This window comes from Cupriavidus phytohabitans (assembly GCF_017815025.1).
In the GTDB taxonomy this organism is placed as follows: Bacteria; Pseudomonadota; Gammaproteobacteria; order Burkholderiales; family Burkholderiaceae; genus Cupriavidus.
The window spans coordinates 23,019-38,283 of record NZ_JAGIQB010000041.1; the positions used below are offsets into that span (position 1 = coordinate 23,019).

General features: G+C 58.8%; 14 protein-coding genes and 2 pseudogenes. 10 read left to right on the plus strand and 6 right to left on the minus strand.

Annotation, left to right across the window (positions count from 1 at the left end; genetic code table 11):
• Nucleotides 1-82: 82 nt before the first annotated feature.
• Nucleotides 83-1,012 (plus strand): glutarate dioxygenase GlaH, encoded by a 930-nt coding sequence (glaH, locus tag J8I34_RS24615; RefSeq protein WP_209775434.1) that lies wholly within the window; start codon nucleotides 83-85, stop codon nucleotides 1,010-1,012.
• A 73-nt stretch (nucleotides 1,013-1,085) separates the two neighbouring features.
• Nucleotides 1,086-2,324 (plus strand): alpha-hydroxy acid oxidase, encoded by a 1,239-nt coding sequence (locus J8I34_RS24620; RefSeq protein WP_209775433.1) that lies wholly within the window; start codon nucleotides 1,086-1,088, stop codon nucleotides 2,322-2,324.
• Between the two features lie 200 nt (nucleotides 2,325-2,524).
• On the opposite strand, the gene J8I34_RS24625 is transcribed toward J8I34_RS24620, so the two are convergent.
• Complete coding sequence (locus J8I34_RS24625; RefSeq protein WP_029048004.1) at nucleotides 2,525-3,637, minus strand: alcohol dehydrogenase catalytic domain-containing protein; 1,113 nt, start codon at nucleotides 3,635-3,637, stop codon at nucleotides 2,525-2,527.
• Nucleotides 3,638-3,984: 347 nt separating this feature from the next.
• Between J8I34_RS24625 and J8I34_RS24630 the strand changes: the two genes are divergently transcribed.
• The 6 genes and pseudogenes from J8I34_RS24630 to J8I34_RS24655 form a co-directional block, all read left to right on the plus strand.
• Entirely contained in the window at nucleotides 3,985-4,668 is a 684-nt protein-coding gene (locus tag J8I34_RS24630) for an FCD domain-containing protein (protein WP_209807194.1), read from the plus strand.
• A gap of 651 nt (nucleotides 4,669-5,319) precedes the next feature.
• Nucleotides 5,320-6,582 (plus strand): MFS transporter, encoded by a 1,263-nt coding sequence (locus tag J8I34_RS24635; RefSeq protein WP_209775431.1) that lies wholly within the window; start codon nucleotides 5,320-5,322, stop codon nucleotides 6,580-6,582.
• Nucleotides 6,583-6,653: 71 nt separating this feature from the next.
• Nucleotides 6,654-7,184 carry a cupin domain-containing protein gene (locus tag J8I34_RS24640; protein WP_209775430.1) on the plus strand — a complete coding sequence of 177 codons (531 nt, stop codon included), beginning with the start codon at nucleotides 6,654-6,656 and terminating at the stop codon, nucleotides 7,182-7,184.
• Nucleotides 7,185-7,257: 73 nt separating this feature from the next.
• A complete protein-coding gene (locus tag J8I34_RS24645; protein ID WP_245176108.1) occupies nucleotides 7,258-8,337 on the plus strand; it encodes a porin in 1,080 nt (359 codons plus the stop codon).
• A gap of 123 nt (nucleotides 8,338-8,460) precedes the next feature.
• Nucleotides 8,461-8,752, plus strand: a pseudogene (locus J8I34_RS24650) (transposase); the annotation flags it as partial.
• Nucleotides 8,753-8,904: 152 nt separating this feature from the next.
• Nucleotides 8,905-9,013 (plus strand): annotated as a pseudogene (locus J8I34_RS24655) (IS5/IS1182 family transposase); the annotation flags it as partial.
• A 514-nt stretch (nucleotides 9,014-9,527) separates the two neighbouring features.
• Here J8I34_RS24655 and J8I34_RS24660 read toward each other — a convergent pair.
• From J8I34_RS24660 to J8I34_RS24680, 5 genes are all read right to left on the minus strand, one after another.
• Nucleotides 9,528-10,961, minus strand: a complete 1,434-nt coding sequence (locus J8I34_RS24660) for an aldehyde dehydrogenase family protein (RefSeq protein ID WP_209775429.1) — start codon at nucleotides 10,959-10,961, stop codon at nucleotides 9,528-9,530.
• 58 nt (nucleotides 10,962-11,019) lie between these two features.
• Nucleotides 11,020-11,598, minus strand: coding sequence for an amino acid synthesis family protein (locus J8I34_RS24665; RefSeq protein ID WP_029048011.1), 579 nt, complete (start codon nucleotides 11,596-11,598; stop codon nucleotides 11,020-11,022).
• A 7-nt stretch (nucleotides 11,599-11,605) separates the two neighbouring features.
• A complete protein-coding gene (locus J8I34_RS24670) occupies nucleotides 11,606-12,574 on the minus strand; it encodes a Bug family tripartite tricarboxylate transporter substrate binding protein (RefSeq protein ID WP_209775428.1) in 969 nt (322 codons plus the stop codon).
• 63 nt (nucleotides 12,575-12,637) lie between these two features.
• A complete protein-coding gene (locus tag J8I34_RS24675) occupies nucleotides 12,638-13,501 on the minus strand; it encodes a fumarylacetoacetate hydrolase family protein (protein ID WP_209775427.1) in 864 nt (287 codons plus the stop codon).
• Nucleotides 13,502-13,540: 39 nt separating this feature from the next.
• On the minus strand, nucleotides 13,541-14,098 hold the full coding sequence (locus tag J8I34_RS24680) for a VOC family protein (protein ID WP_209775470.1): 558 nt from the start codon (nucleotides 14,096-14,098) through the stop codon (nucleotides 13,541-13,543).
• A gap of 215 nt (nucleotides 14,099-14,313) precedes the next feature.
• On the opposite strand from J8I34_RS24680, the gene J8I34_RS24685 reads away from it, so the two are divergent.
• On the plus strand, nucleotides 14,314-14,721 hold the full coding sequence (locus J8I34_RS24685; RefSeq protein ID WP_209775426.1) for a nuclear transport factor 2 family protein: 408 nt from the start codon (nucleotides 14,314-14,316) through the stop codon (nucleotides 14,719-14,721).
• A 153-nt stretch (nucleotides 14,722-14,874) separates the two neighbouring features.
• Nucleotides 14,875-15,204, plus strand: a complete 330-nt coding sequence (locus tag J8I34_RS24690; RefSeq protein ID WP_209775425.1) for a hypothetical protein — start codon at nucleotides 14,875-14,877, stop codon at nucleotides 15,202-15,204.
• Nucleotides 15,205-15,265 lie beyond the last annotated feature (61 nt).

Consider the following 15,265-nt stretch of genomic DNA (forward strand, 5'->3'; position numbering starts at 1 on the left):
AGAGAACAAACATTACGCAATCCTGTCTGGATCGTATCAAAGTTTCGGGGTGAAATAACGAAACCCATTCACGGAAACAACGATGAACGCTTCACGCCCTGCGGCAGCCCTTTCCAGTCATGAGCAAACACGATTCAGGCTGACTGATCATCCGGAACACCATCGAATCTTGCAGGTGCAGGTCGACCCCGGCGCGCTCGCTGGCTTTGTCGATGAGGTTCGGCAGATCGACGTCCAGAACCTCGAATACGTCCCTTTCATGCGGTATAAGCTCGCGGATGTCCTCGCGAGGCATGTGGGGGAGGATTTCGCCGCTACGCTCATCGGCCTTCTCAAGGATCGCCGTCACGGTGGCTTTACGGTCGGGCTTCAAGACATCTCCACTGATGCAACGGATTTTGTGCGATTCGGCACCGCCATCGCACACATTCTGGGCCCCTGCAATCATGACGCGATGTCCGGGACCTACTATGCCCGCGTCGTCGTCAAGCACACGGACGACAGCGATTCCTACCTGCGCCAGGCGTACCGGCTATTCACCATGCACACTGACGGCACCTTCGTCAGCGAAGCGACGGACTGGCTCCTGATGATGAAGCTCGCCGAAGAGCATGCAATTGGCGGCGAATCGCGCTTCCTGCATATGGACGACTGGGACGACCGCAATCGCTTTGTCGATCACAGGCTGGGAACCAGGCCCTTCCTCTACAAGGCTCCCGGCTCAAAGAACGTCAGCGAGATGGTCGAACGACCGCTGTTCTTCCAGACTGAGTTCGGCCTGTCGATCTCGTTCATCGATCAGTTTGTACAGCCTCGCAATCGCGAGGAGGCTGCATTCCTCTGCGATCTCTCGGCGTCCATGGAAGCCTCGCCAGGGACAAAGGAGGTCTCTCTGCCAGTTGGGGAACTGGTTGTCTTGAACAACTACTTCTACGTCCACGGGCGCGCGCCTTTTGAAAAGAACGAATCCCTGTTCCGCGAGTTGATGCGGCAGCGAGGCATGTTCGCGTAGTCACACGGACGTCGTTCACCAAATCGGCCTCCCGGCGATGGGCTCCCTGCCGGGATTGATGACTGGATGCAAAATGACATCACAAATTGAAGTCGCAGAAGCCGTCGCCGCTCCGGCCGCCACGTCATCCTGCAAAGCCGCATACGGCGCAAATCTTCAGGTAGGCCGGCGGCTTCGCTCGTTGCTGTCGCTGGCGGATTTTGAGTTGGCAGCCAGAAAGGTGCTTCCCCGTCCGATCTTTGGATACATCTCCGGCGCTGCGGAGGACGGCAAGTCAGCGGCGGCGAACCGGGCTGCATTCGATACCTTAAAGTTCCGACCCAGAGTGCTTGTCGACGTATCGGGAAGGTCGCAAGCGACTGAGGTTTTTGGCCAGCGTTACGATGCGCCGTTTGGTGTGGCGCCGGTTGGTATCAGCGCGATTGCGGCGTACCGTGGCGATGTTGTTCTGGCGCGTGCCGCAAGGGATGAAGGGATTCCGGCCATCATGAGCGGCTCGTCCCTGATTCCCATGGAAACGGTTCACGCGGCCGCGCCAGGCACTTGGTTCCAGGCTTACCTGCCTGGCGACACTACCCGCAGGGCTGCGCTGATCGATCGCGTCGCAGCCGGCGGTTTCTCTACACTGGTAGTGACAGTCGACATCCCAGTCTGGGCCAATAGAGAAAATAATATCCGTGCCGGCTTCTCTTTGCCATTGCGGCCATCTGTGCGGCTGGCAATGGACGGCATCACGCGACCACGCTGGCTGGTAGAGACCTTTGCTCGAACGCTGATTACGGACGGCATGCCTCATTTCGAGAACTCGTTCGCCACGCGTGGCGCACCGATCTTGTCGGCGTCTGCCATACGCGATACCAACGGGCGCGATCACCTGAGCTGGACAGACATTGGGCGGATCCGAGAGCAATGGCGCGGAAATCTTGTGCTGAAGGGTATTCTTCATGCTGCGGACGCTGAGCGGGCGGTTTCGATGGGCGCCGACGGCATAATCGTCTCCAACCACGGCGGTCGGCAATTGGACGGTGCTGCGGAGCCACTGTTCGTACTGCCGGAGATCTGCGACGCGGTGGGACACAAGACGGTCGTAATGATGGACGGCGGTATCCGGCGAGGTAGCGACGTCCTGAAAGCGCTGGCCTTAGGGGCGCGCTTCGTTTTTCTCGGGCGTCCATTCATGTACGCCGCCGCAGTTGGAGGTACGGCGGGGGTTCGGCATGCCATCACTCTGCTTCGAGACGAAGTTGACCGGAACATGGCAATGCTTGGCACGACAACCGTCGCGGAAGTCAATCGCGCCATCCTCGTTTAAACGATGCGGCCGCATGTAGGTGCGCGGTTGTAGAGGCAGCATCTACAGCTACCGTCCCACTTTCCGGGCGTATGTCTCTCGCCCGGAACCGCTTCCGAAAAAGGCGTCCTTCAGCAGGACGCCTTTTTTGCAGCATTGAGGGAGAGGGTCTGGACCCCTCCCTGGCGATCAAGGCTGAAACGCCTTACGTAAAGCATCCGTTACGGACAGATTACGAAATTGCTGAAGCCACCATCGCGGTTCTCGATCCCGGCCAGAGCAACGTTGATGTCCGCAAGGCGGTAGCGATGGTGTTCGAAGACCGAAAGGTCCACCACGCCTGCTTCTACCATGTCGGCCATCTCCTGACCCTGGCCTGCCGTGAACCACACCGAACCGGTCAACTGAATGTCGTTGTCCATCAGATAGTGCAGGTCGATGGGCACATCGCCCGCCACAGCGCCGATGTTGACTTGCTGCCCGCCGCGGCGCAGCCCTGCCAGCGCCTCCAGCATCGACGATTGCGGCGCACCCGGCCCCAGTGCATCAATAACCGCGTCAACGCCCAGTCCATCAGTAAGACCCTTGGCCCATACATCAGCGGTCATATCAGAGCCGAGTTGGTGAACCTCGATGCGATCCGGGGCGAGGTTCTTGACCCGCTGCAGCAGGTCAAGGTTGCGACCGGTTCCGAGGATCTTACGAGCACCCAGCCCCAGCGCGTACAGTGCAGTGCCAAGACCCAACGTGCCGCTAATGCCGTTGATGAGCACTGTCGAACCAGGCCCGACCCCGGCGCGTCGTAGCGCGCGATATCCCGTGCCGAGATAGCCAAACCGTGCCGCCGATTCGAAGCTGAGGTTTGAGGGCAGCTTGACGAGGCTATATTGCGGCGCTGTCATGTATTCGCACAGGCCACCATAGGGATAGTCGTCGAACATCTTTTGCGACCGCTCGCTGAACCCGAAGTACCCGTTGAACGTGAAGTACGGACAGGATGTCGTGTTGCCCGACCGGCATGCCCGGCATCCACCGCAATACCGGGCTGGATTGACATAAACCCGATCCCCTGGGTTCCACGCATGAACTTGCGATCCGACAGCCTCGATCACCCCGGTTGCATCAAGCCCGAAGATCGCGGGGAGCTTTGGCAAAGGCAGGTTGGGAAACCACTTTGTCCAGTTTGCCAGCACGTTGCCGAGGTTCGGCACGATACCGCAGGCCGCCACCTTCACCAGCACGTCTGTCGGGCGGACTTCCGGTACGGGAAGCTCTTCAATGACCATGGGCTGCCCCACATCGTGCATTCGCGCAGCACGCATCAGTCTGGTCATGGCTTGTCTCCTTCTTTCACTAGTTGCCGTCTCCGGCTTAGGTTGATGTCATGTTGACACGCCGCGCTAGTTCTTCGACATGTCTTACAAACTTCCTTCTCGTTCATGGGCGCCTGGCCGGCACGCCATTGGCTGCATTGTACGTATCCAGGAAAAATATGCAAGAACAGTAAAATAATGCATAAAAACAGGTTGGGCCTCTGTCGGCAAAAAGAGCAGCACGCGTTACATTCGATGGGAGTTTTGCAGGCGGCTTGACAGCCATGCGGCTCAACGTTGCAGAAACCAAATTTTTGCGCATAATAGGAGCTAATGTGTAGGAAGAGGGCGCTCACGCGATTACAACGATGCAAGAACCCGCTACAAATACAGCGCAACCACTGGTTGAGGTGGCACAGCAAGGGCTCAGATCGGCCATCATTCGGGGCGATCTGCAACCGGGGGCCCGGCTCAAAATCGATTCGCTGTCACGTTCGCTCGGACTAAGCAGTTCTCCGATCCGGGAGGCGTTGAATCGCCTTGCGCAGGAAGGCATTGTCAATGCGGAAGAAAACCGCGGCTTCTGGGTTCCCCCGCTTTCTGAAGAGGCCTTCCGGGAACTGGTGCGACTGCGCTGCCTTTTGGAAGGCGAAGCCATTCGTGAGTCAGTAGAGAAGGGCGGCGATGACTGGGAAGCTGGAGTCCTTGCAGCACACCACCGGCTGGAGCTGATCGAGAAGAAGCTGCCAGCCGGCCCGGTGGCGCTGAACAATGAATGGTCGCAACGGCATAAGGCATTTCACCTGGCGCTGATGTCGGGGTGTACGTCCGCGCTGCTGCTTCAGATGATCGATTCGTTGTTCGACAAGGCCGAGCGGTACAGGCGCTTCTCTGCACTGCACCGTTCCGAGGCCCGGCACAAAGGCACCGAGCATCAGGCCTTGATGAAGGCAGCACTCGCGCGCGAAACAGACAAGACAGTAACGCTGCTGACGCAACATATCGAAGGAACGCTCGATCGCGTTCTCACGGCGCTTCGAAAAATCCAATAGCACTCGTGCCGCCAGCTGCGCAGGCGTTCGGCGCTGCTGGCGATCTTGCCGGTTGCCATTGCAAGCGCACTTCGTTTGGCCAGACATAGCCTGCGGGCAAAGAGGACGTCCTGCTCCTAAACCCGCTGCGCCCAACTCGCGCAGTAGCAACGCCACGACTACAGCACTGTGAGCCCCTCGTTGCCCAGTCGTTGCCATGGCAGATGCGGCCCCATCACATCCAGTTTTATCGCGGCACAGCTGCGTGGCGATCGCTGTCATGTCGCCGGTCCAGATTAATCACTTTCCGGTTCTCGGCCGCGGCATCCAGCTCCTCCTGTCCGGCTAACCCAGCGCCGCTGCTTCACATTCAATTGCTCGTGCAGGACTAACTGCAGCGATCGGAACAAGCGCCGTGTCGGCGTGATTTCCTCGTGTGTCCACGCATTCTCCCGCAATTTTGGGGGCGAGATGCCGCTGGTCGCCAAGCTGTAGACGGGTCCACCCCGCGATTATTGAAAGCATGCCCATCAGCTCCGGGTAAACGTCAGCAACGAACGCATTGCTGATGCGTACTTGTGCGTGCTAACATTTTTTATGCATAAAAAACGTCTTTGGGCATAGGGTGATCCGCCCGTTGCGCCAAGGGCGCCCGCACATCAAGGAGACGCCATGGAAGTCCACAATCGCAGATACGAGAATCTGTTGCTGTTTATGCTGTTCTTTACTGTCGGCTTTGTATTTTTCGACAGATTGTCCATCAACTTCCTGTTTCCCTTCATGAGGCAGGAGTTCGAATTGACCAACGCCAGGATCGGCCTGCTCACATCGGCGCTTGCCTTGACGTGGGCTGTATCCGGCTACGCGCTGAGCTCTTACGCAGACAGCAAGAACCGCCGCAAGTCGGTGCTGATCGTCGCAGTGATCGTCTTCTCGCTCTGTTCGATCTCTTCGGGCCTGGCCCAGACCTTCACGGTGCTACTGGTGGCTCGGGCGGTGATGGGGCTGGCGGAAGGTCCCGTACTTCCCGTCAGCCAATCATTGATGGCCTTCGCGTCGAGTGAATCCAGACGCGGATTCAACATGGGGTTCATCCAGGCGTCGGCGGGCGGGCTGCTGGGCTCGGTGCTTGCACCGGCAATTCTGGTGCCGCTGGCCAGCACGCACGGATGGCGGTTTGCGTTCTATTGCGCGGGTATTCCAGGCCTTCTGCTGGCGATCCTGCTGCTGCTATTCGTTCGTGAGCCGGCCATCGCGCCGAAGTTCGACGTATCTCAGCAAGCCAAGGCCCGTTCCGGCGAAACAACTCCCTTGAGGAGAATTGTTGCAAGCCGCAACATGGTTCTGTGCATGGTTATCAGCTGTTTCTACATCACGTGGTTCCTTGCCATTGTGACGTTTTCCCCGGCTTTTCTGATGGAGCACCGAGGCTTTACCGCTGGCCAGATGAGCATTTTCATGACCGTCCTCGGCGTATCCAGCGTGATCGGCGGATTCGCCGTCCCCGCGCTCTCCGATCGGCTGGGGCGAAAGACGACCATGATCGTATTTTCGGCCGTCGCGGCAACCGCCCCCCTGGTTATTGGATTCATGCAAGCGGAATTTCTATCCCTTTGCATCGCCATCTTCCTGGCATACCTGGGGTATGGGTGCTTTCCGATCTTTCTCGCCACGATCCCTGCGGAAAGCGTGTCGCGCCAGCACATGGGCAGAGCGATTGCAATAGTGATCGGCGTCGGGGAGATCATTGGCGGTTTTGTTTCGCCGTCTGTCGTTGGACTCTCCGCAGATACGTTCGGTGCGACCGCGCCCTTCGCGATTGCTTCGGGGGCTGCGTGCATTGCCTTGTTGGCATCGGTATTCCTGCGGGAAACCGCACCTGGAAAGATCCAAGCGACATTGGCACACAGCAGTCTGGCAGAAGAGCTTCGGTGAAGGGGGGCACATGACCGCTGCCCTCTATGTCAGAAGTTGGTAACAACGTGTGGAAGAAAAAGGATTAAGCGATGCAAATCAGACGCGTAGTGACAACGCACGATGCCAATGGCAGCTCGAGCGTTGGCTCCGATGGGCTCGTACCAAGGGCCGTCACATTCGATACGGTGCCTGGCTTCCATGTCCGCATGGTTTGGGCCGACGAAGGCGAAACAGCCGGAGCCGTTGCCGCGGAGGACCGAACCGCCGACGTCTCCAGTTGGCTCCCGCCTCAAAGGGGCAGTCGCCTGCTTGTCGTGACGTTCCCGCCTGACGCGGCACCGGACGCCGCGGAGCCCGAGGCGCTGGCGCAAGAGTTCGCGACCAAGCTGCCGGGTCTAGCCGAAACGTTCGAAAAAGACGATCCGGGCATGCACCGAACCGAGACGTTGGACTATGGCGTCGTGCTGGATGGGGAACTCTGGCTGGAACTCGACGGCGGCAAGCAGGTGCACCTGAAGCAGCACGATATCGTCGTACAAACCGGTACGCGCCACGCCTGGAGAAATAGAGGCGAGAAGCCGGCGACGATCCTTTTCGTCCTGATTAGCAAGGCACCGTAGTCAAGCGAGTAACGCGCAGCGATATAGCCCCTGGCACGGGCCTCATTCGCCGCGCACAAGACAAAGAGAAGAGATGGAGGAGAAGGCGATGAGGTATCAAGTTGTCATTCGCAGGGCAAGGTGGGCGGCGCTGTGCTTCCCGTGCGCGCTAGGCGCCAATATTGCCCAGGCAAATGATCAGGTGCAGCTATATGGAGCTGTCGACGCGTTTGCCGGCTCCATGCGAGTCAGCGGGCAAAGTCATGGCACGGCGGTAGTAAATAGCTCTGGGCTTACCACCTCGTATTGGGGCCTGAAGGGAAGGGAGTCCTTGGGCAATTCACTAAGCGCAGAGTTCGCGTTGGAAAGCTTCTTCCGCACGGACTCTGGACGGTTCGGGCGGTATGACGGAGACACCTTCTTCGGGCGCAATGCCTACGTAGGACTGAGTAGTAGCTACGGCACCTTGAAACTTGGCCGCAACACCACGCCCTGGTTCATTTCGATGTTGCTTTTCAATCCGCTTGGGGATTCCGAAGTATTCTCTCCAATGTTCCTGCAATCGTATACGACACCCCCCGGGTCTCCCGTGAACCGCACGATTGCGGGCGACACGGCCTGGAACAACTCTGTTCTTTATCAAAGCCCCGGTTTCGGTGGACTGCGCTTCAACTTGCTGTACGCAACCGGCGAAGAGGTGGGGCATCAGGGCAAGCAGAACTACGGTGGCAACATCACCTACTTCTCTGGTGACTTTGCCGCCAGCGTTGCGGTGCAGCGGGTCAGTGTGAACGCGCCAGAGTTTTCCGCCAACGGCGCTGCTTATCAGATGGCTTATCTGCTGGGCAGTTCCTATGACTTCAGGTGGATAAAGCTGTATGGACAATATGCCAGGGCCGATAATCACTACGATGCCAACGGCAGTCAGGATAACAAGACCATGCAGTTGGGATTCAGCAGCCCGATCCTGGCAGGGACCCTGCTCTCAAGCTGGGCCAGGACTTGGCAAGGCAGCGGTGTGGCGCAGCAGTCCGCACGCCGGGACACGGTATCGATAGCATACGACTACCCATTCTCGAAACGCACCGATGTTTATGTGGCCTGGCGGTATGACAAAGTCACACATCTCAATGCAGGAAACAGCGCAGGCCTGGGATTGCGACACAAGTTCTAATCCGCTTCTTCCAGTCGGGGGGCGTTCCGATCAGTTCGGACGGCACGGTGCCCAGCCGTCTTGGAAGCGGTCTATTCTCGCTGCAATGTGTTCACATCCTGTCTCTTGCGCGAGCGAGGCAGGATGATCCGAACGCTATTGAGCGATGAGGTATGGAGCAAAGTCAAACTCATCTTGTCTGGCAAGGAAGGCGGCCGCGGCTGAACGGCTGCCGACAACCGCTGGTCTCTCGAGGCGGTGGTTTGGAGCGGTCGCACGGGCAGTCCCTGGCGTGACCTACCCGCGGAGTTTGGCATCGTGTACATGCGCTTCGCGCGATCGCGTCGCAATGGTCTGGCAGCGAGTCTCCCATGCGGTATCTGGCGAAGGGGAACTCGAACACATCCTGATCGATTCGACCATCGTGGGAGCACACAAGCTCGCGAGGCGAGCGCTTCTTCAAATACAGCACGCGCACGGGCTGGCCGAAGTGGTCGCACAGCACTTGCTGCAGGCGTTCGGCGAAGCCATTCTCGCCGAGGGCGGCCACCGGGATGCGCAGGTTGAAGGTCTTGCCGACCGCCTGCGTCACGCATCGAGCATTTTCCCCGTGTCTCCACTCGGTATGACAAGCGAGCCGACAGCTATCGTCTTCGCATCGCTTGCCTGCGCCTTTGGACCATTGGTCCAATTGTGAACAGACCTAGCGCATTCGAAAGCAGGCTGGTATGCGATTCCCGATTCCCGCCCGACGAGCAGTATGCCGACTTCGCCCACGCAACACAGCGACGCTTCGGACAATGTCCTCCGCGTCGCGTGCTGTAGCTGCAGTAACCTACCACACTGTGAAGTTAAGGCTGGCCTGTCAAAAAAAGGGATGAAAGCCTATCGCCAGAGCCGAGGGCGATGTCGCCGCGAGGCAGACCAGTACAAGGCTTGTAGTGCCGGGGCGGCGGACTGACTTACCAGTCTGCCGCATCGCTCCATCGAAGAGACTTCCAATTGCAGCCGCAACTCTGCGGCGCAAGCGTAGGCGATCACTGAGCTCTCCGGATCCTCACTATCAAGCCAGGTCTGTACGACGCGTTGCAACATGATGTCTCGTGACATCGGAAACTGAGCGGCCGTTTTCAGGGCAACCTCACTCGCCAGGCGTACCTTACGACGGAGTTCGCTCAGTTGTTGCAAGATGCGATGTTCAGGGCGCGCCATTACAGCGCGTAAGTGTATGCGGTTTTGGTCTTGGTAAAGAACTCCTTCGCATGATGGCCCTGTTCGCGAGCGCCATAGCTGGATGCCTTGGTCCCACCGAAAGAAACGTGATAATCCACGCCGGCCGTTGGCACATTGACCATGGCCATGCCGCTCTGGATATTGCGCTTGAAATGTGTTGCCTTGGCAAGGGAGGTCGTGCAAATGCCTGCGGTGAGACCGAAGGGACTATCGTTGGCCAGCACCATGGCGTGCTCGAAATCGTCCGCGACTAGGGTGCAAGCCACCGGACCGAAGATTTCCTCACGAGCGATTCTCATATCGGGCGTTGCATGGGTAAAGAGCGCCGGGCGGATGAAATGCCCCCTGGTTTCGCGCTTGAGAAGCTCGCCGCCCAGCGCAAGCGTTGCGCCTTCAGCCTTGCCGATTTCCACGTACTCCAGGTCGGTGCGAAGCTGACTTTCGTCCGCCGCTGGTCCCAGATGTGTTTGCGGGTCCAGAGCGTGCCCAACGCGCAATGCACGCATGGCATTCTTGAGTCTCTCGACAAACCGATCGTGAACGCTTCGTTCAACGATAATGCGCGACGTGGCGGTACACCGTTGACCCGTAGAGAAGAACGCACCCTGAATCGCGCAGTCGACAGCGTTATCGAGATCGGCATCATCAAGAACGACCAGAGGGTTCTTTCCGCCCATTTCGAGCTGGATCCTGGTCATGCCTTCTGATGCACGCGTCAGAAGTCGCTTTCCGGTTTCCGTAGATCCGGTAAAGGTCAGTCCGGCGATCTTCCGACTGTTGCTGAGAGTCTCTCCTACAATCGACCCGCGGCCCATGACAAGGTTAAAGGCGCCGTTGACTACGCCGGATCGACTGATGATCTCGGCGAGGGCCCAGGCGGATGCCGGAACCAGTTCGGCTGGCTTGAACACGACGCTGTTTCCGTATGCGAGGGCAGGAGCAATCTTCCAGGCCGGAATGGCGATCGGGAAGTTCCACGGAGTAATGATGCCGACCACGCCAAGCGGCTCGCGCCGCATCTCAACATCGATACCGGGTCGTACAGAATCCACGCTGTCACCACGCATTCGCAGTGCTTCACCAGCGAAGAATTTAAAGATCTGCCCGGCGCGTGAAACTTCCGCAATACCTTCCGCAAGCGTCTTGCCTTCTTCCCGCGAGAGAAGTTCACCAAGATCCGCGCTTCGCGCCAGCAGTTCGGCGCCGATAAAGTCGAGTGCGCTGGCGCGGGCCTGAATGCCTGCATTGGCCCAGATGGGCTGAGCGTCGCGGGCCATGGAGATGGCCAGCTCTGTCTGATCGACATCCGCCTGAGCGAAGTCGCCAATCACGTCATCGAGGTCGGACGGATTTTCATTGCGGCGCGCGTTATGGGATTCAACCCATTCGCCGCCGATGTAGTTGCGATGCATTCGCGTCTCTCAAGTAATAGCCAGGGAAAACAATCTGTTACGCTGCTGCCCAGCGCGCCTAGCGCTGCCCATCGTGTACAGAGACGCCTTCCCTGGAGAGCCCGCCTAGTCGCGAATGAACACGGCCACCGGTCCCCATGACCAAGGCGAATAGCAGTTCGTTCGGCCGCGGCGCATCCTGGATGCCGATCTCCATGCTGTTGTAATGACTGCGTACATAAGAAGCGTGAATGTAATGGACCGGGACCATAAGGCGATATCCGGCTGCGGCTACGGCCTTCGAGGACGGCACCATTGCCTTGGGCTCGTCCAGTACGGTGCGCATGGCCCAGCCGCCGGCTTCGTGCCAGACGGCACCGTGCTCGAGTTCCCCGTTCACGCCGACGATCGCCCCCTTGCTGTAGACCTCGATGTTGTTGCGACCAAGTGTCTCGACCAGCTCGCTGGCGAGGTCCGTGCCAAGGGTTCGCAGCTCGGTCATGAAGGGAATGAGATCGGCCTCATAACGGCCCGCATAGGGATTCTTGATGACCGCGCATGCGGTTGCCATCCGCAATGGCGTGGCCGCGACCGGGCCCCCCTCGTGGTAAATGGTCTCGATGGTCAGACTACGCTTTCGAATTTCGATCAGTGACATGGTTTTCTCATTGTTTGGGGATATTGGACTCGCTGACGACAGCTCTCCATTTCTGAAGGTCGTTGACGAGCAGTCTTGTCATTTGCTCGGGCGAACTTGACGTTGCCGTGCCGCCGATTTCGGTGAGCGTGGCGCACACCGTAGGCGATTCCAACGCCTTGGCGACGCTTGCTTGCAAGACATTGACGATTGCAGGTGAAGAGTTGGCCGGTGCCATCAAGCCAGCCCAGGACACTACCTCGTACCCCGGAACGCCGGATTCCATCACGGTCGGAACGCTGGCCATCGGTGTCCAGCGTTTCGGCCCCGTCGTTGCCAGCACCCGCAGCTTCCCGGCCTTGACGTGCTGTGTCACTGCGGTCGGGGGGGCGATAATGAGGGGGACCTCATTTGCGAGCAGCGCTGTTACCAAGGCTGCGTCGCCGCGGTACGGTACGTGCAGAAGTTCTGTGTTGGCCTTCCTCCCAAGAAGCTCCATTGCCAGGTGGTGGGTCGAGCCAATGCCGGCGGAGCCATAGGCGATGCTCCGGGGCGATGCGGAGGCCCTATGCAACAGGCTGGCAAGGTTGGGATAGGGTCCGTTCGCCCCGACTACCAGCAGGAAGGGAAATGTCGTCACAGTCGAGATCGACTGGAAGTCGGAAACTGGGTCATAGCGAAGTTTCCGATAGAGCGCACCTGCAACGGCGTGGCCGCCTGTGGCGAGCATCAGCGTATAGCCGTCGGGTCTTGCGCGGGCGACATGATTTGCCGCAATCGTTCCTCCGGCACCGGGCCGAGACTCGACGATAACGGGTTGTCCGAAGCTTTGCGCCAGTTCTGCAGCCAATACCCGCGCGATGCTATCCGCGTTACCGCCAACCGCAAACCCGTGACAGATGGTGATGACTTTGGAAGGATACTGAGATCCAAGCGCTCGAAAGGGGATGGTGCAGGCGGCAGCAAGGCCTGCAGCCAGAACGTCTCTGCGCCGCATGTTTGTCTCCGGGACTTTCTAATCGCAGCCACCCCGTCGCGGACAACGAGGTGGCGATTCGACTTAGTTCTGTTGGACAACGGGATTGCGCAGCACGCCGATCTGTTCGATTTCGACTTCGCAAACGTCGCCGGGCTTCATGAAGCGCGGCGGCTTCTTGCTCCAGCCCACGCCTGCGGGCGTGCCGGTGACGATGACGTCGCCGGGGCTCAGCGTGAAGATGGTGGAGGCGTAGTTGATGAGCCTCGGAATGCTGAAGATCAAGTGCCCGGTGTGGCTCGACTGGACAACCTCACCATTCAGGCGCGTTTCGATCTTCAGTTGGCGGTCCGGTTCAATCTCGTCGGCTGTGACCATCCAGGGGCCAAAGGCGCCGGTGGATTCGAAGTTCTTTCCGGAGGCGATCTGCTTCGCATGGAATTGCCATTCCCGAACGCTGGCGTCGTTGTAGCAGGCATACCCGGCCACATGCTCATACGCCTCTGACTCGGGGATGTCGCGTCCTGGCTTTCCGATGATGACGGCCAGTTCCCCCTCCCAGTCCAGGGACTCGGATACATGCGGGCGGACGATAGGAGCGTCATGCGCCACCTGCGAGCGCCACACGCGCAGGAAGATCGGCGGACATTCGGAGAGTTCCCGCTGCATGCCGGCTGCGAGCACTTCCTGATGGTGGTCCATGTAGTTGCGTACCGCGCAAACGATTTTCTCGGGGCGAGGAATCACCGGGAGGTAGGTGATCTCTTCAATGCGAGCGTGAGCGCTGAGGCCTTTTACATGCTCGGCTGCACTTTTATATGCACCAGACGCAATGTAGTCGAGCAAGCTTGGCTCATGGGGACGAGCCTGGCCAAGGTCAAAGACGTCGTCTCCGACGATGGCACCCCACGTTTCACGGCCTTCATGCTTATAGGACAGCAGTTTCATTGGAACTCCAGTTGGGAACGGTTATGGCTGTACGGCATATCAGGCGTCTGTGCCTGGGCGGCGCTTCTCTTCAAACTGGGCTTGCCACACCTCGATCGGCAAGAAGGTTGGGTCGCGCCGGCAGGCCTCTTCCGTTTCGCGCAGGATGGTCTCGTCGTCCTTGGACAGGTCCAGAGGATCGCCGTGAGGCTGCGCAACGTAAAAAGGTGTATCGACGTAGATCTCGACCATGTTTCCTTCCGGGTCGAGCATGTACACGGACAGGGCATTGCCGTGGTTGAGTCCACGCACGCCGCTGGCACCTCGGGCGACGGCTCTTTCTGAGATGTCGCGCAGATCCTGAATCGTGGGCACGGCAAACGAGATCTGCATGACCGTGCTGAATGTCGCTTCCGGCGGGCGGCCCGACGCGAGCACCAACTGGTGATGTTGGTCTGGGCTGGCACTAGTGAAGACAAGCTGGTTCTTGAAGGTCCGGCCTTCACCACGATCGGTAATCGTCAAACCGAACGTCTCGGTATAGAACGCGACCATTCGGGGCAGGTCGGTAACGTAGATCCCAAAATGCGATGGGGTCGGTCGGCTCACCTTGAGCATGTTGTCTCCTTCGTCGTAAGTCATTGCGCGGTCTGCGCGAAACTGGGTGGCTCATTGGGCACTCACTACCCTCGCTATGCTTGCAAGTTTGTGCATGGAATCCATTTTATGCATAAAATGGCGCCGTTGCCAAGTGCCGGACCCACTGTCCCCATGCAAGCGCGCGCCCCACGACTTGGGGGTGTTGTTTCGACTTACTTATTCAAAGGAGCGATATGAACGACGTATGTGGAGCCGGCTCTGCCGAAGTGGAACTGCTCGAACTGGAGCGCCAGCGCTGCGATGCCATGCGACGCGGGGACTTCGCACGATTGCGGGAGATCCTGCATCCCGATCTTCTGCATGTGCACGCGAGGGGTCAGGTTGACGATTACAGCAGCTATTTCACTGGTGGCGGGACGCATGTTGAATACAAGCAAATCGACCGTTTCGACCTGAATGTCCGCGTTATCGGCGATGCCGCGATCATGTCCGGCCGTCAGTTGCTTGTGGCTGTCCGCAAGGATGGAAGCGGCACTGTCCGGATCGATTCGCGAGTGCTTCAGGTGTGGACGCTAGAGGGAGGCAGCTGGCGACAGATAGCCTTTCAGACAACGCCAACGGAGTTGAGCATCACACAATAAGGTGGCGTGACGAAGCAGCCAGCAAGGCATTGAAGTCTGGGCATGGCGTAGCGTGCGCGGCAGGTCGGGGCGAGCGCGCTACGCTGAGGGGCCGGAATTTGTGAATATCTTAAGCTTCACTATGCACGATTACACCCCGGAGCCAATGAGCGCGTGACCGTGATCAGCGACGACGCCGGTGAGTTCGAGAAGACCGTACAGGGTAGTCGATTCGCTCGCGGCCGGATTCTCGATTGGTTCCACATCGCCATGCAGTTCAACGCAGCGCAGCGTTCCGTGTACGGCAGCAAGATGATGGACGCACTGGAGCGAGAGGAACGAGAGTCGACGGAGACTGAAATCACTCACGCCAAGTTTCTAGTCTGGCATGGCAAGGGCCGCAAAGCCATGGAGCGGATCAGGGCACTGGACGCTCGGCTGCTGACGCGGACAGGGTATGAGTACAGCACGCTGAGTGAGCACCTACGCCGTTTTGAGCATTGAGAAGACATGTCGCGCCACCGGATTGACCGCATTGGGCCGCCCCAAAGGTAGTACGTGACAT

Excerpts from the sequence above, each read along its gene's own strand:
- glaH (WP_209775434.1), top strand. The coding sequence starts at position 83 with ATGAACGCTTCACGCCCTGCGGCAGCCCTTTCCAGTCATGAGCAAACA.
- J8I34_RS24620 (WP_209775433.1), top strand. The coding sequence starts at position 1,086 with ATGACATCACAAATTGAAGTCGCAGAAGCCGTCGCCGCTCCGGCCGCC.
- J8I34_RS24625 (WP_029048004.1), bottom strand. The coding sequence starts at position 3,637 with ATGACCAGACTGATGCGTGCTGCGCGAATGCACGATGTGGGGCAGCCC.
- J8I34_RS24630 (WP_209807194.1), top strand. The coding sequence starts at position 3,985 with ATGCAAGAACCCGCTACAAATACAGCGCAACCACTGGTTGAGGTGGCA.
- J8I34_RS24635 (WP_209775431.1), top strand. The coding sequence starts at position 5,320 with ATGGAAGTCCACAATCGCAGATACGAGAATCTGTTGCTGTTTATGCTG.
- J8I34_RS24640 (WP_209775430.1), top strand. The coding sequence starts at position 6,654 with ATGCAAATCAGACGCGTAGTGACAACGCACGATGCCAATGGCAGCTCG.
- J8I34_RS24645 (WP_245176108.1), top strand. The coding sequence starts at position 7,258 with ATGGAGGAGAAGGCGATGAGGTATCAAGTTGTCATTCGCAGGGCAAGG.
- J8I34_RS24660 (WP_209775429.1), bottom strand. The coding sequence starts at position 10,961 with ATGCATCGCAACTACATCGGCGGCGAATGGGTTGAATCCCATAACGCG.
- J8I34_RS24665 (WP_029048011.1), bottom strand. The coding sequence starts at position 11,598 with ATGTCACTGATCGAAATTCGAAAGCGTAGTCTGACCATCGAGACCATT.
- J8I34_RS24670 (WP_209775428.1), bottom strand. The coding sequence starts at position 12,574 with ATGCGGCGCAGAGACGTTCTGGCTGCAGGCCTTGCTGCCGCCTGCACC.
- J8I34_RS24675 (WP_209775427.1), bottom strand. The coding sequence starts at position 13,501 with ATGAAACTGCTGTCCTATAAGCATGAAGGCCGTGAAACGTGGGGTGCC.
- J8I34_RS24680 (WP_209775470.1), bottom strand. The coding sequence starts at position 14,098 with ATGCTCAAGGTGAGCCGACCGACCCCATCGCATTTTGGGATCTACGTT.
- J8I34_RS24685 (WP_209775426.1), top strand. The coding sequence starts at position 14,314 with ATGAACGACGTATGTGGAGCCGGCTCTGCCGAAGTGGAACTGCTCGAA.